Raw genomic sequence first — 24,911 nt, 5'->3', positions numbered from 1 at the left:
CTGATTGACGCAGATACACGCTGATGGTTGGAGCGCGTTCGCCCTTGAACGCGAAGAACCCGAGCGCTGATAGTCGACCGCCGACCGCCCTTGCTAAACTGATTCGTTGCCCTCACGTAAAAAATCCGTTCAGACTCCCGCGCCTTCCGCGCCCGCGCCGCCGCCCCCCAAATCGCCGCCCAATCGCGACGGCAAGCCGCGCATCTTCCTGATTGACGCCATGTCCTTCATCTTCCGCGCCTATCACGCCATGGCGCGTCAGCGGCCGATGAGCACCAAGACCGGCATTCCTACCAGCGCTACCTTCGTGTTCACCAACATGCTGCTCAAGCTGGTGAAGGACTTCGCGCCTGAGTACCGTGCCGCCGTCTTCGACGTGGCCGCGCCCACCTTCCGCGACCAGCAGGCGGCGCAAATGTCCGCCGTCGGCAAGTTCGACCTGAAAACGCAAACCTTCCAGCAGCAGGAATACAAGGGCTACAAGGCGCAGCGCGCGGAAATGCCCGCCGACCTGGCGCAGCAGATTCCCTACATCCGCCGGCTGCTGGAGGCATATCGTATTCCTGTACTTGAGATGCCGGGCTTCGAGGCCGACGACGTCATCGGAACGCTCGCCCGCCAAGCCGCCGCGCAATCGCACACCGTCTACGTCGTGTCGAACGACAAGGACATGCTGCAGCTCGTGAACGACAAGATCTGCGTCCTCAATCCGCCCAAAGACAACCTGCTGTGCGACCCTGCCAAGGTCGAGGAAATCCTCGGCGTGCCGCCGGAGCGTGTGGTGGACGTCATGGCGCTGCGCGGCGACGCCATCGACAACATCCCCGGCGCGCCCGGCATCGGCGACAAGGGATCGGTGGACATTATTAAGCGCTTCGGCACGGTGGAAAGCGCCATCGAGCACGCCGCTGAATTGGAAAAGAAAACGTACCGCGAGTCGCTGCAGAATTACCGCGAGCAGATTCTTTGGTCGAAGAATCTGGCAACCATTGACAGCAACGTACCGGTCACGCTCGACTTGGGACCGATGCGGGCCGTCGTGCCCGACGCTGCCGCCTGCCGCGAGCTTTTCACCGAGCTGGAATTCACCGCGCTGCTGAAAGAATTTCTGCCGTCAGGAGTGGAACTCGGCGAGACCGATTATCGCGACGCCGCCTCCGCCGCCGACCTTGAGAGCTTGCTCAAATCGGTGACGGAGAACGCGCCTCTCGCTGTTGCCGTGCACGCGAATGTGGCGCGGACGCCCTCCCCCGCGGCCGAGTCGCCCTCTAGCGCGACTGATGAAGGCGAATTCGGCGAAAACGAAACCATGGTTGCCACTCCCCTGTCGCTCCTGGCGGAGCCGCCCCTCGGCGAAAACGAGAAGGCGAAACCGGGCGGAGACATTCCCGACGTACCTGCAACTCCCGACAAGATCGCCGTTTCCGCCCAGCCTGGCCACGCGCTGTCCATCGCGCTTGACGACACCCCCGCCGCCACGCGCATCAAGTCCGCACTCGCCGATCCCAAGCTGCCGAAATCCATTCACGACTACAAAGCCGCACTGCACGCCCTCTCGGTTGCCCCACCCTTGTCGCGCTCGGCGGAGCCTGCTCTGAGCGTAACCGATGGCGCGCGACAGGGTGGGGATCGTTCGCAACCGCAAATCCAGCTTGCCGGCGTCGAGCACGATCCCATGCTCTATTCCTTCCTCCTCGACCCCACCTACTCCAACCACGAACTTCCCACCGTTGCGCTGCGCCACTTCAACCTCAAGCTGAGCGGGTCGCTCGCCGAAGCCGCCGACATCACCGGACGCCTCGCCTCCTCCTTGCGCGACAAAGTCGAGCAGGCCGGACTGCTCAAGCTCTACGACGAAATCGATCTCCCGCTTGTACCGGTGCTGGCGCGCATGGAAGACGCCGGCGTCAAGATCGACTGCGACGTTCTGGCCGACATGTCCAAGCGCCTCGACCACGACTGCCAGGCGGTCGCGCGCCACATTCACGAACTGGCTGGGCAGGAATTCAACATCAATTCTCCCAAGCAGCTCGGCGACATTCTTTTCAACAAGCTCAACTTGCCCAAACCAGTGAAGTACGGTAAGGGCAAGGCCATCTCCACTGCGGTGGACGTCCTGCAGGACCTTGCCACCAAGCACGAAGTCCCGCGCCTGGTGCTTGAATACCGCCAGCTTTCCAAGCTGAAATCCACCTACGTTGACGCGCTCCCGCTGCTGCTCAACTCCTGCACACGCCGCCTGCACACCACCTTCGATCAGACCAACGCGGTTACCGGGCGGCTGTCGTCGAAGAACCCGAACCTGCAGAACATTCCCATCCGTACCGAACTCGGCCGCGAAATCCGTGCTGCCTTCATCGCCGAGCCCGGCTGCGTGCTGCTTGCCGCCGACTACTCGCAGATCGAACTTCGCTTGCTGGCGCACCTTTCCGACGATCCGCTGCTGGTCGAGGCGTTTCGCCGCGGCGACGACATCCACACCCTCACCGCCTCGCAGGTCTTCGGTGTCCCGCCGCTCATGGTGGACGCTGAGCAACGCCGCCGCGCCAAGGTGGTCAACTTCGGCATCGTGTACGGCCTCTCCGCCTTCGGTCTCTCGCAAACGCTTGGCATCGACACCAAGGAAGCGAAGGCCTACATCGAAGCCTACTTTGCAAGATACGCCGGTGTGCGCCGTTTCATTGACCGGACCATCGAGCAGGCGCGCCGCGATCGGCAGGTCACTACGCTGTTTGGGCGCATTCGTCCATTGCCCGATATCAATAGCAAGAACTTCCAGTCGCGCGGATTTGCCGAGCGTACCGCCGTCAACACGCCGCTGCAGGGCGCCGCCGCCGACCTCATCAAGATCGCCATGATCCGCCTTGACCGCCTGCTGCGCGAGCGCCACCTGAAATCGCGCATGCTCCTCCAGGTACACGACGAGTTGGTCTTCGAAGCGCCGGAACAGGAAACCGAAATCCTGCGTGCGCTGGTCAAGGAACAGATGGAGCAGGTCTATAGCCTGAAAGTTCCTCTCCTGGTGGAAATCGGCGTCGGCAAGAACTGGCGGGATATGGGATAGGTGGAGCGCGTTCGCCCCCGAACGCGTAATGCCGCGGCCCTCACACACTGGGTTGTCACACCTATTTCCGCGCCGCCGCCAGCTTGCTCTCGGTTTGTGCCAGCAGTGCGCGCGCGCTGTCGGCTTCGGCTCCGGACGGCGAAGATTTCAGGAACGACCGCAATTGTTCCGCCGCGCCGGCATAGTCATCGCGCTGCAGCAGGATGTTGGCCAGCAGGAATTCAACGCGCGGCATGTGGTATTGCGAATCGAGCCGCCGCGCCGTGCGCGCGCTCTTTTCCGCCGCGTCATAGTTGTGCAGGTTGTAACTGGCGATGGCGTCGTAAAAGTACGCGAGGGGATATTCGTAGGGGTTCAGCGCCAGCGCCCTCTGGCTCAACTCCGCCATGCGCGGCCAGTCGCGCTGCTCGCCTGCCAGCGACGCCAGGTTCAGGTAGGGCGGCACTAGCTTGGGGTCGGCCTCGATGGCCTGCTGCAGCAACCTGGCGGCCTCGTCCTTGCGCCCCTGCTCGGAGTAGAGCTCGCCCAACTGCGACAATGCCTCCGCGAATTTTGGGTACAGCGTCACCGCTTTCTGCAGCTCCTGCGCCGCTTCGGCGGCATGATGTTTCACCATCGCGTTGTGCGCGCGCTCGAACGCCTTGCGCGCTCCCGGCGGCGCCTGCAATGTGGTCACGCTGATCCTCGCGCCCTCCACCTTGCCGATGCGGTGCAGCACGATTGATCCGACATCGGGATTATTGAAAGTCCAGCGGCCCGCCAGGTTGATCGGTTCCGAACGGAATCCGCTCAAGGACGCGCGTAATTCGCATCCCGTCAGGTCCTTCGCGCTCACCGTCGCCGACTGCAACGACGGCGCCAGCATCGGCATGCCGCCGGCAGCGCCGGGGGTTCCGCTTCCCGGCGCGCGCATGGTGTCGAACGCCCCCACGCTCGCGTCCTGCAGCGCGGTCGCCTCCGCCCCCAGCTGAAACCCGAAGTTGCCTCGCGAATCGGTGTACCCCTCCCGGCGCACCTGCCCATTGCAGACGCGCTCAATCGCCACATGGTCCGGCGGCGGCGTGCCGTCTTCCAGCGTGACGCGTCCGCTCATAAACACTGGTCTGCGTTCCTGTTGTGCGTCCGGGCTGCCGCTTCGCGGCGTTGTCGTTGACGGGGCCGTGTTTTTTCCCGACCCTGCTTGCGCCTGCGCAATCGTCGCCGCGCACAACAGGGTGGACACTAATAGGTAGGAGAGGGTGCGTCGCGCAGACATGGAACACCTCGACGGCGCGGTAACGAACCTGCCTTGTTTGATTTGGATTGGAACTCCGAATCGCTGGGCCTCACCACGCGTTGCCATTAGGGTAGGTCGGCCGTGCAGTCCAAGTCAAACGGTTACTGCGCCGAGCTGGGACCAGGGGAACAGGCGCGGAAGCAACTCACCTGCTTTGCCGGAAAAATTCTCGTCGAACAGCGCGCGGTTCGCCGGCTCTTCCGGGCCGACATAGTAGGTGCGCACGCGCTGCTTGCCGCTGGCCCGCGCCTGCGCCACGAACGCCGCCGCCGGGTACACCACGCCCGACGTACCCACCGCCACGAACACCGTGCAGCCCTCCACCGCCTTCGCAATGCGCTCCAACTCGTACGGCATTTCGCCGAACCAGCAGATGTGCGGGCGGATTTGTCCGCCACAGTCGCACCGGGGAACCTGGTCCTCGTAGCAATTTTCGTCGTCGAACGGCGGACGATCGCAACGGTCGCAGCGGCTCTGAAAAAGCCGCCCGTGCATGTGTACCACGCGCCGCGAGCCCGCCTGCTCGTGCAGCTTGTCCACATTCTGCGTGCACAGAAAGAGCCGTTCGCCGATCGCCATCTCCAGTTTCGCCAACGCCAGGTGCGCTGGGTTCGGCAGTTTGCCGGCGTGCGCCTTACGCCGCATGGAGTAGAACTGCCAGACTATCAGCGGATCGCGCGCCCACGCCACCGGCGAAGCGACATCCTCCACGCGATATCCGCGCCACAGCCCGCCCGCGCCGCGAAATGTCGGCAGCCCGCTCTCCGCGCTCACTCCCGCGCCGCTGAGCACGAACACACGATCATTTGCGGCGATATCAATCATGTGGCGGTCTTGGGAGGATGTGGTGAGTTGGTAATATCGTAATTGCAACCCCACGCGACCGTATGCGCGCTGGCCCGCCGACTTGGTTTTCAAATTACCAAATTACGAAATCCCTAACGCCTTCTGAATCGCACCCGCGATCTCATCGGTGATCCGCCGCATCTTGTCTTCCGACTCGGCTTCCACCATCACGCGCGCCAGCGCCTCCGTCCCGGAATATCGCACCACGACCCTTCCGCTGCCGTGTAGCTCCTGCTCGGCGGCGCGGATCTTCGCTGCGATCTCGGGCAACTGCTCGAACGGCTTTTTCTCCTTCACCCGCACGTTCTGGATCGTCTGCGGAAACACTTTCAGGTCGGCCACCAGTTCGTGCAGCGCGCATCCGCTGCGCGCCATCACTTCCATGACGCGCAACGCCGTCAGCAGTCCATCGCCGGTGGTGGAATCGCCGTCACGGAAGATGATGTGCCCCGATTGCTCGCCGCCCAGCGTCGCGCCCGTCCGCTGCATCTCCTCCAGCACGTACTTGTCGCCCACCGCTGCGCGCAGCATGCGGATGCCGCTACGCTGCAGCGCCACCTCCAGGCCCATGTTCGACATCGTGGTCGCCACCACCGTGTCGCCTTGCAATCGCCCGCGCGCTTTCAAATCGCGCGCCGACAGCAACAGGATGGCGTCGCCATTCACCACGCGCCCTTCGCGGTCGGAAAACAGCGCCCGGTCCGCGTCTCCGTCGAACGTGATCCCCAGGTCGAAGATGCCGCGCCGCTGCGCGATCTTCTCCGCGATGTTCTTGGGATGCAGCGCTCCACAGTTCTCGTTGATGTTGCGGCCGTTGGGCTGGTCGCAAGTGAACTCGGCCTGGATGCCGCAGGCGCGGAATACCTCATGCGCCACCGGCGTTGCCGCTCCGTGCGCGCAGTCCACCAGCACGCGCAGACTGCGCAGCGGCGTGCCCGCCACATTGCCCGCCAGCCATCCCAGGTATTGCTTCAGCAACGCCGCGTCCGTGCCCACCGCGGCCGCTTCCGTGGCCTGCGTGACCGCCGCGGGCACTTCATTGGCATGCAGCAGCGCGAAGATGTCGCTCTCGATCCTTTCTTCTGTCTCGTCGGAAAGCTTGTAGCCGTTGTGGCCGAAAATCTTGATGCCGTTGTCGGTCCACGGATTGTGCGACGCGGAAATCACCACGCCCGCCGCGAATCCGCCGCGCGCCAGGAACGCCACCGCCGGCGTCGTGACCACACCCGCGCTCTGCACCGTCGCCCCCGCCCATTGCAGGCCGCGGGTCAGCGACTCGGCAATCCATGCGCTCGATTCCCGTGTGTCTTGTCCGATCACGACTCCCTTGTCCCCGTGCTGTGCTTTCAAATGCCGCCCCAATGCCGCTCCCACGGCGAACACGGTGGCGCGGTCCAGCGGCGGATCGCCCGCCACCCCGCGGATTCCGTCGGTCCCGAACAGCATTCTCATCGGCCAGTGAGTCCTTTCGTCAGATCACGGTGAAGCAGGATTCTATCGTACCTGTCCCACGAAAAAGCCCGCTCGTTATCGAGCAGGCCCACTCACCACTCAGAGATAGCCCTTTACTTCTTTTCTCCCGCCCTGATCTCAGTCCACGGCCCCGAAATCAAGTCCGTCAGCACTGGCTTTTGCCACGCGTACTCCGGATGCGCCGCCAAGAACTCCGCCGCCTTGAAGTTCGCGCCGCAGGCATGGCCGGCGCGCGCCACGAATGTCATGTTCCTCGCCATGGTTGCGTCGGCGGCCTTCGCCTGCATCGTGCCACCGGGATGATACGGCCCCCAGTCCCACTCCTTCACCCCGCGCGGCGACGTCTCCACGTGCCCGCACAGCGTGCGCTCGTTCGCCTCTTCTTTCTTTTGGAACGAATCGTAGTGGTCGCTCTCGAACTTCTCCGCCAGCGCGACGTCGATTCTTCCCTTGTGCTGCGCCATGAGCTGGTCCCAGCGGACGTGCCGCGCGTTCATCGAGCTTGAGCTGTCGTTCACATCGAAATCGGTTTCGCCCTTGATCAGCGCCGGATCGCTCGGGAAATTCGACCCCACGAAATATCCGTCCTTGGTCCGCCACACCCGCGTGTGCTTCAGGCCCTGTTCGAAGCGCGCCACTTCGCCGGTATTGAAATCGGCCAGCAGCCAGTCGTTCGCGTAGCCGCCGTTGTTGCCGTCGTTCATGATCTTTACGTACTCGTCGATGGATTTCGCGTACTGCGTCGCCTTGCGCGCACGCGCGAACTCCGGTTTGCCGTTCGGATCGAACCCATGAAAGCGCGAGATCGTCGTTTCCGTCACCGCCAGGCCTGCCGAGTTGATGGTGAAATCGTCGTCGCTGACGATCACTCCCGGAAATCCATCCATGATCATCCGGTAGCCCTTCTCGGGCACGATGTCGAACAGGATCCGCCAGCGTGCCCCGGGAATCACGCTCGTCCAGTTGTTGTGCGCGATCACCGGCTTGTGATCTTTCGTCCAGCTTCCGGTGGCGACGAACGCGCTGCAATTCCCCGGAGCATGCAGCGATGGCGCTCCGGCGCGCTTCTCTTTCGCGTCCAGCCACGGAACGTAATAATCCGGCACCTCCTCAAACGCGTTCAGCGCCACTACGTCGTACAAATCCATCGCCACGCCGCGCGCCTTAAGCCCGTCGGCGATTCCCTGCAATTCCTGTTGATACTCCGCTTCAATGTGCGGCCACAGCACCTCGCGCGCCGTCGTGCGGAAGAATTCCCAATTGCGCTTGGTGTTGTGCGTGTCCTCCAACTTCACCGCCTGGAACGCATCCTCGATCTCCGGCGCCAGCAGGTATCCGTGCTGATACCCGATCTCCGCCGGCGATCCCTCCAGGTGCGCATACGTCCACCCGCCGCGCTGAAAACGCCACGCCTTCTGCAGCCGCCGATCGCCGGCCTTCGATGTCATTTGTTGCGCCTGCATCGGTGAATACCGGCCCGACAGCGCCAGCAGGCCCAGCGCAACCGCGCTAATTACCGCCAACGTGAGGAGTAGCAGCAAACCGAAATTTTGTTCAGAGCGCATCGCATAAGTTTATGTGCAGAACCCCACCGCGTCCATTGCTCGCTCCACCGAAAAACGTCCGCGATGATAAGCTCTGTGCCGATGTCAGCTTCCCTCAACCTCGCCGGCGTGAAGGCGCTCACCTTCGATGTCTTCGGCACCACCGTGGACTGGCGCGGCTCCATCATTCGCGAAAGCGAGCAGTGGGCTCGCGTCAAAGGAGTGCAGCTTGACGGGCCCCGCTTCGCCGACCGCTGGCGCGCCGCCTACCGTCCCTCGATGGACAAGGTTCGCCAAGGCGCGCTCCCGTGGATGAAACTCGACGACCTCCACCGGCGCGTTCTCGATGATCTACTCGTCGAGTTCAATCTCACCGGCCTGGCGGATGTTGAAAGGGGCCACTGGAACCGCGTCTGGCATCGCCTGACTCCCTGGCCCGATGCCGTCGCCGGCCTCACCCGCCTGAGGAAAAAGTTCCTAATCGCCACGCTCTCCAACGGCAATGTGTCGCTCCTGCTCGACATGGCGAAACACGCGGGTCTGCCCTGGGACGCCGTGCTCTCCGCCGAACTCTTCCGTCACTACAAGCCGGATCGAGAAACTTATCTTGGCGCCGCTGACCTGCTCGGCTGCCAACCCGCGGAAGTCATGATGGTGGCCGCGCACCCCGAGGACCTCCACGCCGCGCGCGCCTGCGGCCTGATGACGGCTTTCGTCGCCCGTCCGCTCGAATTCGGTCCCGCGCAGACGCCTCCTGCGCCCGCCACCGAATCGTTCGACGTAACCGCTGCCGATTTTCTTGACCTTGCCGACCAGCTCTCGGCGGCTATCGTGAAAACTTGAATCTCGCAACCTGATACGGAAACTCGAAACTCTTATGCCTGAACTGCGCGAGCCCGCTTACCTCCATTCCGAAGAAGACGCCGCCGCGCGCAGCCCCATCGCGCGCCAGTTCATCGAGACCCGCCGCGGGCTGAATGAGAACGTGGATGCCGCCGACAACTTTCTCGTCAAGCGCTTCTACAACCTCGACCACAACACCTATCTGGAAGGCGCCATCCCGGCGAAGTACAAAGAACTGATGGGGCTGGTGGCCTCGGCCGGGCTGCGTTGTGACGACTGCATCAACTACCACATCATCCAGTCGTACCGCCTTGGCGCTTCGCGTCCCGAGCAGGAGGAAGCGCTCAACGTAGCGCTCACCGTCGGCGGCAGCATCGTCATCCCGCACCTCCGCCGCGCCTACGCATTATTGACCGAGCTGTACGGTTAGCTACTGATTCGTCGTGGCGAAATTTGTCGCCCGCTCAGCGAGCGAATCGCTAAACGGACAACAAGCCCCGCATGGGGCGAAGGAAAATAGCTCGGCACTTCAGTGCCGGGGAAGTACTGTACCGGCTAATCGCTAATACGGGAACGGCTCCTCGTGCCACCGCTCCCATATCTTGGCCTCCACGAACAGCCGGAACAGGTTGGCATCGATGTTGCCGTCCTGGGTTTCCATCCCCAGAATTTGCAGCGCCCTTTCCGTCGACACTGCCCGCTTGTACGGCCGGTCGCTGGCCGCCAGAGCGTCAAAAATGTCCGAGATGGTCATCATCCGTGTTTGCAGCGGAATTTCCGGCGCCCCGAGCTTGTTGGGATAACCCTTGCCGGTCAGTTTTTCGTGGTGGCTGCGCGCGATCTCCGGAATGTTCCGGATTTCCTTCGTCCACGGAATCTTGCTCAGAAACTCGAAGGTGTGCACTACGTGTGACTCGATCAGTATCCGCTCATCTTCATCCAGCGATCCCTTGCGGATCGACAGCAGCTTCACTTCGTCCGGTGTCACCAACTGCTCGTCGGCGCCGTCGCAATCGAGGAAGTGCCGCGCCGCGATCTCCGCCAGCTTCTCGAAACTTCCTTCCGGCAGCACCGTCGGCTCGTTCGACTGCAGCACCGTCGCGAGGTAGCTGTCCACTTCGTTCAACTGCTGCTCGAGGAATGCATCGAATTCCGACTGCTTCGACAGGTACCCGTCGCGCCCCTGCTCCAACACGTAGTTCAGCTTCGATTGCAGCGACTCCACCTGCATGCTCCGCTTGAGAAACTGGAATTTCCATTGAATCAGTTTCGGTTGTTCGGGATACAACTTCTTCGCTTTCACCAGGACCTTCTCGCTCACGCTGACCTTGCCTACGTCGTGAAGCAGCGACGCATACCGGATCTCCTTCATCTGTTCGCGCGTGAACTGGAGGTGCTTGTACGGTCCCTCGCTGGCGCGGTCCACCGTCTCCGCCAGCGCGACCGTCAGGTTCATCACCCGGCCCGAGTGGCCGGCCGTAGTGGGATCGCGCAACTCGATCGCCGTCACCGCCGCCTTCGCGAAGCCCTCGAACAGCTCCTGCTGCTTCTGGTACAGCCGGCTGTTGTCCAGCGCCACCGCCGCCTGGCTCGCCAGCGACGTCACCATTTCCTGCTGCCGCACCGTGTACGCCACCACCTGCGACACCACCGCCGACAGCGAATTCAGCTTTGCCTCGGAATTCCGCTTGGCGTTGATCAACTGCACTGCGCCCACGATTTCGCCTGTCTTCGGGTTGCGCATCGGCACCGCGATCATGGACTTGGTCCGGTATCCCGAATCCTCGTCGAACTTGCGGTTGAACGAGTACGGCACCAGTTCCGGCAGGTGGTACGCATCTTCCAGATTGACGATCTCGCCCGTCTTCACCACATATCCGGCGATGGACTTATCGCTGATCTCCATGACCGCTTCGCGGAAAGGCACCGCCACCGTATCGTTCTGCGCCAGCTTGAAGCGCAGCACTTTCTTCGTATCCACTTTGCGGCTGGCCACCAGCTTGGCGCCGCCGTACTCCTTTGCCTCCTCCAGCGCCCTCAGCTTCGTGGTGGTCGAGTTGGGATCGCTGGCCGGCAGCGCCGGGTCTGCGATCGGCACTTCTTCCACCAGGTACAACGACCCCGCGTCGCTCTTGGTGATCTCCCGCGACTTGGTCAGGATCATCTCCAGCAGCATTTCCGTGTCGTGCTCGGCCGACAGCGCCGCCCCGATCGCGTTCAGCTCCTTGATCTCGTTGGTCGCGCGATCCAGCCGCTCGTTCGCCTCCCGCCGCGTCGCTGACAGGTGGATGTGGTCCAGCGCCTGGTCCATCATCCGTTCCACCAGCAACGGCTGCGTATTGGCCGGCAGGTACCCGTACACGGAGCCGTCCAGCCGCGCGTCGCGGTAGCGGGAATCGGATAGGGCGATGATGCGGAAATTCGGCGCGCGCAGCAGCGGCTGGAATTGCGCCAGCAGCCGTTCCGAGGAGACCACCACTATCGTTTCCGCCTCGCGTCCCGCCAGGTCGGAGTACTTCACCCGCGCGTAGCGCTGACAGCCGGCGATCGCCTTCTGCGCCAGCGTGTCGCCGTCAAAGCAGATGACCGCGGGCATGCTCCGCAGGGCATTGGAAACCTTCGCCTTCGGCGTCGCCTTGGTTGTGCTCATATAAGGCCAGCCTGGGCGCGCAAACCTCCGCGCACGCGCTGCTCCCCAGCGTCGCCACTATAGCTCAAAGACCTGGGAAAATGAACCGTTACCGCGCCCGGCCACTGAACTAGCCCGTGCGCCGGACCCGCTCTGTCAGCAAGCCTCTCCGAGTACTTGATGTATAATCCCTCTCCTTCCCCCGGCATTGTTTAGCGGAGGCTGCCGAGCTGCCAGCATTGCGGCGCGCTGCTTGCCACCTCCGTGCTAGGAGAACAGCCATGTCGTTTGTCCCGGCAAACGCGGGAATTCCCGCCAGCGGCGACGACGCCGCTGTTGCCGCTTCGCGTGATCCCGCCCAGGGCGCCAAGCCCGCTGCCGAGCCGCAGCACTTCCTGCAGCGCATCAAGCTCTTCAGCGCCCTCTCCGTCGACGATTGCCAGCAGGTCGTCAAGCGCATGCGGCGCCGCGATTTCCCGCCCCACCAGATCATCGTCCGCGAAGGCGCACCGGGCACTTCCATGTTCTTCGTCACCGCCGGCCTGGTCGAGGTCCGCAAGAAGGACCCGCACACCGGCATCGACTTCCTCCTCACCGAAATGGGTCCGAGCCAGAACTTCGGCGAAATGGCGCTGCTCACCGGAAAGCCCCGCACCGCCACCGTGACCTCGGTCCAGCCCACCACTTGCGCCGTGCTCGAGCAGGCCGATTTCCACGACCTGCTGTTGCAGTACCCCAAGATCGGCCTGGCCCTTACCACCGTGCTCGCCGAGCGGGTGGAAGCCGTCAGCCAACAGGTCGGCATCGAGTTCATCAACCTGGCCAAAATGCAGTTCGACGCCCGCGTGCTCGCGCTGCTCCCTCAGCCCATGATGGTGCAGCACAAGGTCATACCGGTCGCCTTCATCAATAACCGTCTCTCCCTGGCGATGGTCAATCCCAACAACATCATTGCCCTAGACGACATCCGCCGCATCATCAAGGGCGTCATGATCGAGCCCGTGGTTACCACCGAAGAGGACTTCCGCAAGTTCATGAGCACCACCTACAACCAGCTCATGAAGAAGGGAGAGGAGGCTGCCAAACCGGGCGCAGTCGCCGCGGTGACCACGGCAGCGCCCTCTTCCACGGAATCGATGATGGACATGCTTCAGTCCGACATCATCCGCGACATCCAGGTCTCCGAAGATAAAGCCGCCAGCGAATCCAAGCAGGACCTGATGTCGGCTAGCGAGGACGCGCCCATCATCCGCCTCGCCAACTCCATTCTCGGTCTCGCCATCAAGAAGGGCGCCAGCGACATCCACGTCGAGCCCATGGAGAAAGACGTCGTCATCCGCTACCGCATTGACGGGGTCCTTCAGACCATCCAGAATCTGCCCAAGAAAGTGCAGCTCGGCCTCATCTCGCGCCTGAAGATCATCTCCAAGCTCGATATCAGCGAGAAGCGCCTGCCCCAGGACGGCCGCATCTCCGTCAACATGGAAGGCAAGCCCATCGACTTCCGCGTTTCCACCCTTCCCGGCAAGTGGGGCGAAAAGGTCTGCCTCCGCATCCTCGACAAGTCCAACACCATGCTGGGACTGGACAAACTCATTTCGCACGAGCCCACGCTCAAGCTGGTGCGCGAACTGATCAATCTGGCGTATGGGATCATGTACGTTACCGGACCGACCGGCTCGGGCAAGACAACCACGCTGTATTCCGCGCTCGCCGAGATCAACGATCCGGGCATGAACATTTCCACCGCCGAAGATCCCATCGAGTACGATCTTGCCGGCGTCAACCAGATTCAGGCCAACAGCGATATCGGCCTCGACTTTGCCCGCATTCTGCGCGCCTTCCTCCGCCAGGATCCTGACGTCATCCTGGTCGGCGAAACCCGCGACAAGGAAACCGCGCACATCGCCGTCGAAGCCGCGCTCACCGGACACCTCGTCTTCACCACGCTGCACACCAACTCCGCCGCGGGAGCCTTCACCCGCCTCAACGAAATGGGCATCGAACCCTTCCTGGTGTCTTCCTCCACCATCGGCGTGATGGCGCAGCGCCTGGCGCGGCGCCTGTGCAAGCAATGCAGGGAACAGTACGTCGCCGAAGACGTGACCTGCGATTACATGGGCTTGCCGCGCGGCTCCAAGGTCTTCAAAGGCCGTGGTTGCGATGCTTGCGGCGGCAAGGGCATCAAGGGCCGCATCGGCATCTACGAGGTAATGAAGATGAACGCCGAATTGCGCGCCATGATCGCCAAAGGCGCGCGCTCCGAGGAAATCCACGCCACCGCGATTCGCCACGGCATGCTCGACCTGAAGAAATACGCGGGCCTGCTGCTGCTCAACGGCGATACTTCGGTCGAGGAAGTGTTGCAGGTGGTGAGCGTGCAGGAATAAGGGCTTACTAGATCTACTTACCAATTATGCAATCCGCGCGGTCATTGGATATAGAATTGAGCAACTCATTTTTTGTTATCTGCCGTTGAGTCCCTCATGCCCATTGATGACCTTCTCCGTGGCCGCCTGACCCCCGAACAATATGCCACCGCAGTGGATCCCGCCGCCGAGGTCCTTGCGCTCGCATGCGCTGGATCCGGCAAGACACGTACGACCGCGTTTCGTGTTGCTCGGCTCGTGGCAGAAGGTGTCCCGCCTGCCAGCATCGTTGCATTCACGTTCACCGACAAGGCAGCCGAGTCCATGAAGCTCCAGGTCGCGCGAGCATTGGAGGCGGCCGGTTTCGATCCTACAGTCCTCGGCGCGATGTACATCGGCACCATCCATTCGTATTGCCAAAACATTCTCGGGCAGATGGACGCGCGATACCGGCAGTTCGATGTTCTCGACGAGAACCGACTGAAGCTGTATTTGATTTCGCGGTTCTACCAGTTGGAACTGAACGCGCTTCAGCAATCGCAAGGCGCCAGGTACTTCGCCACCATCAAAGAGGTGGCCGAGGCGTGGAAGATCGTCAACGACGAGGTTATCCGGATTGAGGATGTCGCCGCGGCAGACCCGTTGGTTGGTCGCGTGCTGGGCAACATCCGCGATCGCCTGAACGCGGATCAGTTTATCGATTTTTCTTTGATGATCCGGCTGGTCGTAGATGCGCTGGAGCGCGATGACCCGGCGGCTAACCGAGCTGTAACTGAACTGCGGCATCTCTTCGTCGATGAGTATCAGGACGTCAACCCGTCACAGGAACGCCTGGTGCAACAACTCCGGCGGCGCGCTCAGACTCTGTTTGTTGTTGGCGATGATGACCAAGCCGTTTACGCGTGGCGCGGAGCGGACGTCGGCAACATCCTCACCTTCGCCCAACGTCATCCAGGTTGCGCGTCCCACCGCTGCCAAAGAATTTCCGCAGCACGCGGGCTATCGTCGTGGCGGCTGACCAGTTTGTCGCGGCAGAACTGGGCGCTGCAAGGATTGTAAAGAATCCGGACGCAGACGACATACCGGGACCGCGCGACCTGCGCAAGCTCTGGTTCGACAACCGTTCCGATGAAGCCGAGTGGGTAGTGCGCCGCATACTGGCTCTTCTCGGGACCGAATACGTGGAGAAGGACGGCACCGTTCGCGGACTCACGCGAGCTGATTTCGCGATCTTGATGCGCTCGACGCGCGGGGAAGAACAGGACGGATCGCGCCGGCACGGACCATTTACGTCATTGCTCACGGCAAATGACATCGCTTATAGCCTGGACTCTGGAGCGGGCATCTTCGATCGCCCGCAGGTTGTCGTGGTCCGGGACGCTTTTGAGCTGCTACGCAATGGCTCCCCCGACAGGAACACCGCCCTCGCGTATTTCAATGCAAGTGCCGTAGCTGCGTTTCCAAACGCGAACTTTGATCGGTTTGCAGCCGTGCTGTCCGATTGGGGCCGCCGAATACATGCCCCACGTGGCGGTGCACGCCAGCGTCTTTTCCCTCAGCAACTCCTTTACGATCTCCTGAACGCGTTTGGGATCGACCGGACAAACTTTGATTCGGGAACAATGCAGGACTTGGGCGTTTTCAGCCGCATTCTTCAGGACGTCGAAACCGTCTACCTGAGCATTGACTCTCTCGGTCGATTCCGCGACATCCTCAATTTCCTACAAAACGTAGCGGAAACTGGCTACGACTCCGGCACGGAAGAAGTACTGCGCCGGCCCGATGCCGTGACGGTTTCCACCGTTCATCGCGTTAAAGGTTTGGAATTCCCCGTAGTGTTCGTTGTCGATGTCGAAGCGTCACGCTTCCCCGGGGACCGGCGGACGTACCGCGGCTGGCTTCCGGCCGGCGTCATGCAAGATGCACTCAATCGCGGTGCATACCAATCAACCCCTGTCGAAGAGGTGCGCCTGTTTTACACCGCGCTGACCCGTGCCGAACGTTATCTGTATGTGACAGGTTGCGAATCGCTTCCTGGCGGCGCCCGCCAGCGTCGCCAGTCGCGGTTCGCGCTTAGACTGCAACATCCGGAACTCTCAACCGATGCCACGACCCTGCCTGCTGGGCTCACGCCGCGGCCTCGGGTTCGCCGCATCGACGAGACGGTCATGCCCACGAGCTACTCTGAAATCAAGTCGTACCTGCGTTGCCCCCGCGATTATCAGTACAGGAATGTGTTCGGCTTCAGCCCGCCTATTCCCGAGATGTTCGGCTTCGGCAAGACGGTGCATACAGCCGTGGGCAAGCTCCATACCGAGTTCCCCAACGCCGCACCCACGGGTGACGAGGCCGAGGAACTTGCGCGCGACACCTTCCACCTCAAACATGTGGGCCAGAGCCGCGATCCTGTCAACAAACCCGGACCCTACGAGCGCGCGCGCGCCAAGGCCGCTGAGATCGTGCGCAACTACGCCGCTGATTACGGTCAGGACTTTTCGAGGAAGCGGCAGGTTGAGGCCACATTCGAGATTCCGGTCACCAATGCGGTGATCTCCGGCGCCATTGACCTCCTTCTACAGGTCGATGACGCTAACAACATAATCGAAGCCACGGTAGTCGATTTCAAAGCGATGGAAGGCGGAGATACTCCCGAGCAAAACACGGAACTGGAGTGGACGGATCTGTCGCTGCAAGTGCAGCTTTATGCGAAAGCATCCCGCGAGGTTCTGGGCGAGAACGCTGGTACGGGAGCTGTGCACCTGTTGAAGGACAATCAGCGGGTTAACGTTCCGGTGGACGACCAAGCGCAGGCTGCCGGCACCCAGAACGTCGAGTGGGCAGTCGAGCGCATTCTAGCTGGTGACTTCCCGATGCGACCTCATCGGGCGAAATGTGCCGACTGTGACTTCCGTTCCATTTGCCCAGCCGCCCCGCAGGAGTTTGCAACCCCGGTGCTGCCTCCGGCAATTTACACGCCGAACGGTCAGAAGATGGTGTTGGCGTTCCGGCAGTTCGAGCCAGCAGCAGGAGCTGCGCGGCAGAACCCCTAATAGCCGCGCAGTGTTCTTGCGATCGGCACTGCGTTTCTTCTAACGAATTCCGGGGGGAAGGCGTTCCCGATGAGCACCGCTGCCCCGTGTTTCCCTTCCGAAAGGACGAACCGGTATCGCCTTGGGAAAGACTGGAGGAGCGCGGCCTCTCTTAATGTTATCGCGCGGTTCTGCTCCGGATGCAAGAAGCGCCCCTTTGACGGGTTCACACATCCGCCCGTGATGGTGGGCGCTACTTCATCCCACCTCATGCGGCCATAGATATCTTTGAAACCGTCGCATTTCTTGTGACACGGCAGCTGATAACGCGCTCCAAGTTCCGTGCGACTTCCGCCATCGTGCGGGATCTTCTGGATCAACCGGCGGATACCAGGACTTCGACGCTCAGGCAAGTCATGCAACGGATCTCCGGAATCGCCGGGACAAGGAAGGTTGCCAATCGCTTCTCGCACAGTACGAACAAATTTCGCATGCCGTGCAAACGGCACACGTCCGATCCGGCTGGCCAGCAGAATTAGCCGGCTTCTGCGCTGTGGGACGGCAAAATCCGCAGCGTCAAGCACACGGTAATCGCAACGGTAGCCGAGCATCCGAAGATCGGTCATGAAATCTATCCACCGCTTGTCGTCCGCTAGGCCGGGAACGTTCTCTAGCATCACCGTTTTCGGTCGCATTGCACGCGCAAAGCGTACCATCTCAAAGAGCAAGTCCTTCTGCGCGGGGTCGACCACTCGGCGTCCCCCGTTGAGCCGCTTAAGCGATGAAAACCCCTGACATGGAGGACATCCGGCCAACAGGTCCAACCTGCCGCGCCTAAGGCGCAGGCGTCGCATCAGGGGTGCAGCCTTGACGCTCCGCACGTCCTTTTCGTACAGGTGCGTAGTGGGGTGATTTGATCGGTAGGTTTCAGCCGCAAGCGCGTCGTTCTCGATCGCAGCCAAGACGCGGAACCCAGCCCGCCGCAGTCCCTCTGAAACACCGCCGCAGCCTGCGAACACATCGATAGCGGTAAGTCTCCTGCTAGTTCCGCTGGCTATCCGCTTCATTAGTAGTACTTCCTCGACCCGAGAATTACCGGCGCATGCGGAGTAAAGGTCCTACCGCCTTCTTCAGACGCGCAGAATCCCGGGTCGCACACTCCCAAACAACCACTACCTTCCAGCCGAGTTTCCGAAGAGCACGGACGTTCGCTTGATCGCGCGCGGAATTGCGCATGATCTTCGTTTTCCAGAACTGTGCATTACTCGCGGGGAGTTGCGAGCGTTTGCAGTGCTGATGGTGATGCCAAAAGCACCCGTTGACGAACACTACCGTGCGGAACCGGCGCAGGACGATGTCCGGTTTGCCGGGCAAAGATGCCACGTGGAGACAGTACCTAAACCCATAGGTGTGCAGGAACGAGCGGACAATCATTTCAGGATGCGTATCGGTGCCGCGTACACGCGACATCATCCAGCTTCTTTTCCGTTTATCGACCCGATCGGCCATGAGTCAAGCGCTGTGGGTGTCAGTGTATCGCGAATTGCCGGTGCCCCACCCAACACTGTTTTCGTTGGGTGGGGACTTCCTCTGCGTCCTCTGCGACAAAATACCTATCAGGCGAGGAGCATGCGCATCGGCTCCAGCGTCCGTTTGAATGGATGAAGAACCTAAGATCTCCAGCGTCACCGCTCCCAGCAACGCCTGGTCACCCGGCTCTCCCAAGATGACCGGCGTGTGTCTCTCGCCTCCGGGCAACCGGAGATGAACCTCCGAGACGGCGCGCTCAATCGTGGTGCCATTAGCCAGCGCGAACTTGCGCTTGGGCGCAAAGCATGGCAAACCGCCGGCCGTGCGGGAACCATGTGCCGACCTGGCAAAATCACTTGGTTGGGTCCGCCGATTTAGCGGGCTCGGAAGGCTTCGACGCCTTCAGCTTGGCCAGGGACTCTTCCACGCGCTTCTTAAAATCACCCGCATCGTTGTGGTGCAATGAACTGAAACTCGACTGGGTTTGCATCTCGCAGCCGGTACCCTGGGACCTTAGAAGCACGGAGTTGGTTCGCTGGGTAACCGCTCCGGTAATGTTGTAGGTAGCGGTCATTTCCGTGCTGTCAGACGCCATTTTGTGCGCGACCGGCCGCGTAGGCATAGTTCAGCGGGAAGGAGCGCGAGACCTGCCCCGTCTCGTTCCCGAAACGAACCTAGAATTTAGGGAACATTCTTGCCGCGTGAGATGACACAGAGCAAGAACCGGTAGATAATCCGATCTGCTCCCAAATACTTCGAATTCCTAAGAGGCACGATAATGAAGCGATCCCTCTCAATTGTCCTATTCGTGTGTTTTTGCTTTGCGACTCTGTGGGCAGTGGACGGCCAAAAGACGATGTACGTCGGAGGCACTGTCAGCTCAATCAAGGAGCAAGCAGAAGGAGTTTCATCCATCAGCGACGAGAAGGTTTTCCTGTTTGACTACGGCCAGGGCAAACTCCAGATTCCTTACAATCGAATCGAGAGCCTCGAGTATGGGCAGAAGGTTGGCAGGCGTGGCGGGATTGTCAGCCGATGGGTTATCGCGAAAAAGCGCAAGCATTTCCTGACGATCGGTTACAAAGACGAAAACGGCCAGCAGCAGGCGGCGGTGCTGGAGCTCGGTAAGGACATTGTTCGCGTAACGCTCGCTGCCATGGAAGCGCGCAGCGGCCACAAGATTGAGTACCAGGACGACGAAGCGCGGAAGAGTGGCAGCGGAAATTAGCAGCGCGTAGACTCGGCTGTGGACACAATCCCCGGAGAAACGGCCGGAGGCCGTGCGATTGATGACCCATCCGGGCGTAGGCGCGCCCACCGCACTGGCCTTCGTGTTGTCTTGAGGGCATCCATGACCGCGGTCCAGAGCTGGCTGCACGGAACGGGATAGGGGTCTTTGTGGAGTTTGGCGAAGCTCGGCACGGTAAGAGTTAGCGACATCAGAGCAACCACTATGGATTTCATCATGACAATGCTGCTCTTTATGAGGATCTGCTTCATAGAATGTCAGAATCGAACGGGAATTTCCATTGGCTCCGCGCCCGACGATGCCGGGGTCATGCGCATCGGTTCCAGCGTGCGTTTGAAGGGATGAAGTACCAGCCCTAAAATCTCCAGCGTGACCGCTCCCAACAGCGCCTGATCCCCCGGTTCTCCCAAGATCACCGGCGTGTGTCCCTCGCCCCGGTAGCATGACACCGTTTTCGCCGGGTGCTCCATGCAACGCGGTTTTCGCGTGTGCGTTCTTGCCCTCCTGCGTCCTCTCCGACAAGCCCCCGGGGCATTCTCATTCTGGAACCCGCGCCACTCTGCCCCCGCAAATTTTTCCGCCCATATCACAGACACTACCACCCGCAACCCGGTAACCTGTGCCTGCGCTCAGTGCGTAAGAAAGGGTGGTGTGTCTCGTTGCCCCAGTTAGTTCTTTGACAACATGATCCGTCTGGAACAACCTCCGCCAGAGTCCTGAGAGCATCCCGGGACGGCCCGAGATACTCTCCCGCAACTCCTTTGTTTTGTTGGGACGCACGGGACATGACGGAGGGTGCTGGTCCGTGGCCACGGCCTTCCACGGTTACCGTGCCACTTCCACGGTATACCGTGCTGATGTTGTTGATTCCATTAACAACGAGGGAAGAGGGCGGGTGGTTAACGTAATGCAGGCGTTATTTACCTGCCGGTTAACCAGCTCGCTCGCCAGAAACTCGAATTCGCACCGCAATTTGGCTTCGTGCTCAGCCAAATGCTTGATGACACCAGCTAGGAACACGGCTCAAGATTCTCGCCGTCGCCGCAGCCAATCCTAGAGTTCTCAATCTTCAATTCACGCGCCTGCGGCGGGCCTCTTCCCCTTCGGCGTGAAGGCGCCCTCGATCAGCGCGGGGGTAAATCCCGCGGGCACCTGTCCCTGCGTGGCGTAGCGATACAGAGCCACGGTGAAGATGGTCTTCACCGTCGCGGCCACCACCCACAGCAGCAGGAAGTACAGTACGCCGAGCGCGATTCCCGCCAGCGGATGCACCATCATGCCGCCCACCAGCAGCGCGAATCCGGGCACCATGGCCAGCAGCCAGATCAGCCCGAAGCTGAAGCCGCTCACCACCTCTTCGCCCCAGGTTTCGCGCAGCACGCTGCCCGAGCGTTTCACCGAGTCCACCATGCTCAAGTTGTCTTCGAACACCAGCACCGGCACGATGAAGTAGGTCATCAAGGTCCACGCCATGCCCAGCAGCCAGACAATAATCCTGCCAAGCTTGCCGAGCCGTTCTTCCAGGATGCGCAGCATCAGCCCGACCGTCGCCGCTACCAGCGCCCACATGAAGATCCGCCCGAGGGAGCCCCAGGCGGCGCTCAGCCCGTCCTTCACCGTGGCGTGCCCGCCCGACAGCCCGACGCTGGCGCAGTACACCAGCGCGCTGTTGAAGAACACGATGACAAAATAGTTGGCGAAGTAGAACAGGAACAGGATCCCGTATTCGGCGTTGGTGGTCGGCTGCCCGCGGTGGGCAAACATGCCGGCGGAGATAACTGGGATCAGGAAACTCACGCTCACCACGATGGCCGCCACCGTGCTCAGCACCGGAAAGACCATCATCTGCTTGTCGCCGGCGAGGACCTTGAAGCTCTGCTTTGTCAGCTCCCACGTCCGGCTGAATCTATCGAACATGGCTACCTCTCATTTCTTAGCATTCCTTTGTTCGCCGCGGTTCGTCCCTGCCGCACAGGCTGGCTTGCGGCGCAGCATAGCATGGGAGATAGCTCTTTGATGTCTGTCGCGCTGGTTACCTAGGGTGTATGCCATCCGGGAAGGCGGGGAGGCGACCGCGTGGTGGTTCAATGCGTAAGAGGGGCACGACGTCTCGCGAATTCTTGAAATCCGGGGAAGATGCTCCCGCATATTTTCCGCCCAGATCACAGACACTCCAGCGCCAACCCGCTAACCTGATCGTGCGTTGGTGCGCACAATGGGAGGGCAGTGGCGCCTCGCGCTGGCGCGGAGGATACCGCCATGTGGATCAAGATTCTCGCCGTCGCCGCCGTGGTGCTGTTCGCGGTTTGACTGGTCGCTGTGCTCCAGGGCTGGAGCAAAAGCGATACTTCCGGACGGTTCGTCGGACTGGCCTTCCTGGTCGCCTTCGGCGTCGCCGCCGCCTGGGGTGTGCGCACGCTCATAGGCGTGGCCCACTAGCGAAGCTGAGTCAGAGCCGACACAACCAGCGCGCAACGCATGCTCCAGCTCGGGGCGATGTGCAACTTCGCCATCGCGCTCGCCCACCTGCTGTTCTATTTTACCGGCGAGAAGGTGCTGCGGTTTTTCGGCGCGCCACGCTCGGTGATCGCCATCGGAGTCATTTACGTGCTGCGCGGCGCCGAGGTCGTGCTAGACGTTATCGTCATCGTACGCACCGTCGGCCGCTACGTGCAGTTCCTCGGCTTTTCGCTGATCTCGCTCTGCGTCGGACTGCTGTACCTGAAGGGGACGGCAGGTGTCTGGCGCCAACTCGCCCAGCGCGCCTGAACACCGCGAGATTTGATTCGTGCGCTGCTCGCGTTCCGAAGCGCGGGCGGCGCGCCTCCCTATCGCAGGTTTTGTCGCCGCGCAGTTCTACGCTGGACGACAAGTGCGGTAGAGCGGCCCGCAGCGCGCATGAACTTTGTTATTCTGCGCCGGATGGAACCCGACCGCATCGCCGCCCTGCTCGCGCCTTACCTGGGCGGCGCCCGGCTGACCGACGCGCAACTTTCCCAGCTCGCAACCTTTCTTGACTTGCTAATCCGCTGGAACGCCCGCATCAACCTGACCGCCGTCCGCCAACCGGAGCAGATCGTCTGCCGCCACTTCGGCGAATCGCTGTTCGCCGCCCGGCATCTCCACCCACAACTCACACCTGGCAAGTCGCAAGTCGTTGACATCGGTTCCGGCGCCGGCTTTCCCGGCCTTCCGATCAAGATCTACGACCCCGGGCTTCGCGTCACGCTCCTGGAATCGAAACATCGTAAAGCGACATTTTTGCGTGAAGTCGTACGCACCCTGCAACTCCCCGATATCGAAGTGCTGGCGACGCGTGCCGAGCTCTATGCCCGCCAAATTGCCAATGGCAAATCGCCAATGGCAGATTGCGCTGTCACCCTGCGCGCCGTGGAGCGCTTCCAACAAATCCTGCCCACCGCCGTCGGCCTGCTGCAAAACTTACCCGCCTCCCACCGCCGTCTTGCCCTGCTCATCGGCGCGACGCAAGTCCAGACCGCCCGCGTACTCGCCCCCACGCTCACCTGGTCCGATCCGCTCCCGATCCCCGCATCCTCAAAGCGCGTGCTCCTCCTTGGAGAAGCGCAATGATTCAAATGTCTTGAGCTCGCGCCGCTGGACCCTGCCCGGAACTGAAGCGAGGCGAACTCCGCACTTCTGCCATCGGCCATCGGCACTGCCTGGTGCGAGGCAGGCCGGAAATCGCGAAAATCTCACCACTCATCCCGAACCACTCACGCTACGAATCATTCAAGTAATATGTGGTCCAACCCTGCCGCCCCGGCCGCCGATGGCCCACCGCCGGGAGCTAGATTTTCACAAATATCTTGTTACGATACATTACCCACGCCAGAACCAGGAACGCCAATACATACGCGGATGCGTAGAGCGCCGACGCGTTCAGCGGCTGCGCCAGCGGTGCAAACAGGTTGCGGTACACCCACGCCTTGCAGGTCAAGCCCGGCCGGACATGAAGCTTCACGCTGCACACCGCCAGCGCGCTCGACGCCGCGTACACCGTGATCGCGTTGCTGCCGTACCATACAAACGGCGCGCCCCAGCGCCGCCATCCCCTGATCTCCACCATCCAGTAGCACAGCGCCAGCGCCGCCAGCGCGAACCCGCCGGTGAACAACACGTACGAGCTTGTCCACAGATTCTTGTTGATTGGAAACCATCGCCCCCACAACTCGCCGGCGCCCATGCACAGCCCCCCCGCGATCACCATGCCCTGCACTTTCGACATCCCATGTTCCCGGCGACGCAACCACTCCCCGGTGAACACTCCCATCAAGGTGGTCACGATCGCCGGCAGGGTGCTCAGCAGTCCCTCGGGATCGAACCGGTGCTCGATCCACAAATGGTTGTATAGGAGCCTGCGGTCAAGCGCGCCCGCCAAGTTTCCATCCATCGTCAGATCGAATCCCGGCACTCGCGTCATCAGCAGCCAGTACCCCACCAGCAGCCCGGCCGCAATCGCCACTCGCGCGCGCCGCCCACAGTAAAGAACAATGACCGACGCCGCCAGATACACCGCCGCAATCCGCGGCAGCACCCCGTAGAACCTTACCGTATGCAGGTGCAACGACGCGCCCCCCAAGGCGAGGGCAAAGCCGATCAGATAAATAATGGCGCTGCGCCGGACCGCATGACTGAGCAGCTCCGCCCGCGACGCCCCGCCCGACTGCCGGGTGTCAAACGACAGCACCATCGAAACGCCGACAATGAATAAGAAGAAGGGAAAGATCAGGTCCGTCGGAGTCCACCCGTGCCACTTGGCGTGCTCCAACGGCCAGTACACCGCGTCCCAGTTCCCAGCGTTGTTCACCAGGATCATGCCCGCGATCGTCATCCCGCGAAAGATGTCGAGTGAAATCAGCCGCCTCGGCATGGCGCCGGGCGCAACTGTGTCCGCTTGGGTTGGGCTCGCCGTGGCTGAAACCGTGGTCGCCATCCGTGCCGCTATTCTATCCCTGATATCAGCTTCGCCAATTGACATTCCACCTGCAGAGTGCCCTGCGTGGCGGGCGCGAGAGCCGGCCTCGGCTTCGCGAGGCGA

18 protein-coding genes and 1 pseudogene are annotated in these 24,911 nt (G+C 61.6%); 8 read left to right on the top strand and 11 right to left on the bottom strand.

Annotated elements, in window-relative coordinates; translation table 11 throughout:
• Positions 1 to 106 precede the first annotated feature (106 nt).
• The gene (polA, locus tag LAN64_12550; GenBank protein ID MBZ5568669.1) at positions 107 to 3,064 is read left to right on the top strand and encodes a DNA polymerase I; all 2,958 of its coding nucleotides are present in this window, start codon (positions 107 to 109) and stop codon (positions 3,062 to 3,064) included.
• 61 nt (positions 3,065 to 3,125) lie between these two features.
• Here polA and LAN64_12545 read toward each other — a convergent pair whose 3' ends face one another.
• From LAN64_12545 to LAN64_12530, 4 genes are all read right to left on the bottom strand, one after another.
• Positions 3,126 to 4,319 (bottom strand): tetratricopeptide repeat protein, encoded by a 1,194-nt coding sequence (locus LAN64_12545; protein MBZ5568668.1) that lies wholly within the window; start codon positions 4,317 to 4,319, stop codon positions 3,126 to 3,128.
• Between the two features lie 114 nt (positions 4,320 to 4,433).
• Positions 4,434 to 5,165, bottom strand: a complete 732-nt coding sequence (locus LAN64_12540; protein ID MBZ5568667.1) for an NAD-dependent deacylase — start codon at positions 5,163 to 5,165, stop codon at positions 4,434 to 4,436.
• A gap of 102 nt (positions 5,166 to 5,267) precedes the next feature.
• Complete coding sequence (gene glmM, locus LAN64_12535) at positions 5,268 to 6,638, bottom strand: phosphoglucosamine mutase (protein ID MBZ5568666.1); 1,371 nt, start codon at positions 6,636 to 6,638, stop codon at positions 5,268 to 5,270.
• A 113-nt stretch (positions 6,639 to 6,751) separates the two neighbouring features.
• Entirely contained in the window at positions 6,752 to 8,122 is a 1,371-nt protein-coding gene (locus tag LAN64_12530; protein ID MBZ5568665.1) for a peptidase C45, read from the bottom strand.
• Positions 8,123 to 8,305: 183 nt separating this feature from the next.
• Between LAN64_12530 and LAN64_12525 the strand changes: the two genes are divergently transcribed.
• Complete coding sequence (locus tag LAN64_12525; protein MBZ5568664.1) at positions 8,306 to 9,046, top strand: haloacid dehalogenase type II; 741 nt, start codon at positions 8,306 to 8,308, stop codon at positions 9,044 to 9,046.
• A 34-nt stretch (positions 9,047 to 9,080) separates the two neighbouring features.
• Positions 9,081 to 9,476: a carboxymuconolactone decarboxylase family protein gene (locus LAN64_12520; GenBank protein ID MBZ5568663.1), complete on the top strand. Its 396-nt coding sequence runs from the start codon at positions 9,081 to 9,083 to the stop codon at positions 9,474 to 9,476.
• 132 nt (positions 9,477 to 9,608) lie between these two features.
• On the opposite strand, the gene LAN64_12515 is transcribed toward LAN64_12520, so the two are convergent.
• Entirely contained in the window at positions 9,609 to 11,696 is a 2,088-nt protein-coding gene (locus LAN64_12515) for a GAF domain-containing protein (GenBank protein ID MBZ5568662.1), read from the bottom strand.
• Positions 11,697 to 11,956: 260 nt separating this feature from the next.
• Between LAN64_12515 and tadA the strand changes: the two genes are divergently transcribed.
• The gene (tadA, locus tag LAN64_12510; GenBank protein ID MBZ5568661.1) at positions 11,957 to 14,065 is read left to right on the top strand and encodes a Flp pilus assembly complex ATPase component TadA; all 2,109 of its coding nucleotides are present in this window, start codon (positions 11,957 to 11,959) and stop codon (positions 14,063 to 14,065) included.
• A 96-nt stretch (positions 14,066 to 14,161) separates the two neighbouring features.
• A pseudogene (locus LAN64_12505) lies at positions 14,162 to 17,094 on the top strand (ATP-dependent helicase).
• On the opposite strand, the gene LAN64_12500 reads toward LAN64_12505, so the two are convergent.
• The 3 genes from LAN64_12500 to LAN64_12490 form a co-directional block, all read right to left on the bottom strand.
• Positions 17,091 to 18,140, bottom strand: a complete 1,050-nt coding sequence (locus tag LAN64_12500; protein MBZ5568660.1) for a DNA cytosine methyltransferase — start codon at positions 18,138 to 18,140, stop codon at positions 17,091 to 17,093. The pseudogene LAN64_12505 and the gene LAN64_12500 sit on opposite strands and share 4 nt — an antisense overlap.
• A gap of 25 nt (positions 18,141 to 18,165) precedes the next feature.
• Positions 18,166 to 18,582 (bottom strand): DNA mismatch endonuclease Vsr, encoded by a 417-nt coding sequence (vsr, locus tag LAN64_12495; protein MBZ5568659.1) that lies wholly within the window; start codon positions 18,580 to 18,582, stop codon positions 18,166 to 18,168.
• A gap of 373 nt (positions 18,583 to 18,955) precedes the next feature.
• Complete coding sequence (locus tag LAN64_12490; GenBank protein ID MBZ5568658.1) at positions 18,956 to 19,198, bottom strand: hypothetical protein; 243 nt, start codon at positions 19,196 to 19,198, stop codon at positions 18,956 to 18,958.
• A 183-nt stretch (positions 19,199 to 19,381) separates the two neighbouring features.
• Here LAN64_12490 and LAN64_12485 point away from each other — a divergent pair, with 183 nt between their 5' ends.
• Positions 19,382 to 19,831 carry a hypothetical protein gene (locus tag LAN64_12485; GenBank protein ID MBZ5568657.1) on the top strand — a complete coding sequence of 150 codons (450 nt, stop codon included), beginning with the start codon at positions 19,382 to 19,384 and terminating at the stop codon, positions 19,829 to 19,831.
• Between the two features lie 278 nt (positions 19,832 to 20,109).
• On the opposite strand, the gene LAN64_12480 is transcribed toward LAN64_12485, so the two are convergent.
• Together LAN64_12480 and LAN64_12475 are read right to left on the bottom strand one after the other, a co-directional pair.
• Positions 20,110 to 20,301, bottom strand: a complete 192-nt coding sequence (locus LAN64_12480; protein MBZ5568656.1) for a hypothetical protein — start codon at positions 20,299 to 20,301, stop codon at positions 20,110 to 20,112.
• Between the two features lie 625 nt (positions 20,302 to 20,926).
• Entirely contained in the window at positions 20,927 to 21,769 is an 843-nt protein-coding gene (locus LAN64_12475; protein MBZ5568655.1) for a DUF6159 family protein, read from the bottom strand.
• A 561-nt stretch (positions 21,770 to 22,330) separates the two neighbouring features.
• On the opposite strand from LAN64_12475, the gene LAN64_12470 reads away from it, so the two are divergent.
• On the top strand, positions 22,331 to 22,621 hold the full coding sequence (locus LAN64_12470; protein MBZ5568654.1) for a hypothetical protein: 291 nt from the start codon (positions 22,331 to 22,333) through the stop codon (positions 22,619 to 22,621).
• A gap of 153 nt (positions 22,622 to 22,774) precedes the next feature.
• On the top strand, positions 22,775 to 23,443 hold the full coding sequence (rsmG, locus tag LAN64_12465; GenBank protein MBZ5568653.1) for a 16S rRNA (guanine(527)-N(7))-methyltransferase RsmG: 669 nt from the start codon (positions 22,775 to 22,777) through the stop codon (positions 23,441 to 23,443).
• A gap of 217 nt (positions 23,444 to 23,660) precedes the next feature.
• On the opposite strand, the gene LAN64_12460 is transcribed toward rsmG, so the two are convergent.
• On the bottom strand, positions 23,661 to 24,806 hold the full coding sequence (locus LAN64_12460) for a heparan-alpha-glucosaminide N-acetyltransferase domain-containing protein (protein ID MBZ5568652.1): 1,146 nt from the start codon (positions 24,804 to 24,806) through the stop codon (positions 23,661 to 23,663).
• Positions 24,807 to 24,911 lie beyond the last annotated feature (105 nt).

The organism is Terriglobia bacterium, from assembly GCA_020073185.1.
GTDB lineage: Bacteria > Acidobacteriota > Terriglobia > Terriglobales > Acidobacteriaceae > JAIQGF01.
This window is presented reverse-complemented; position numbering and strand designations above follow the sequence as displayed.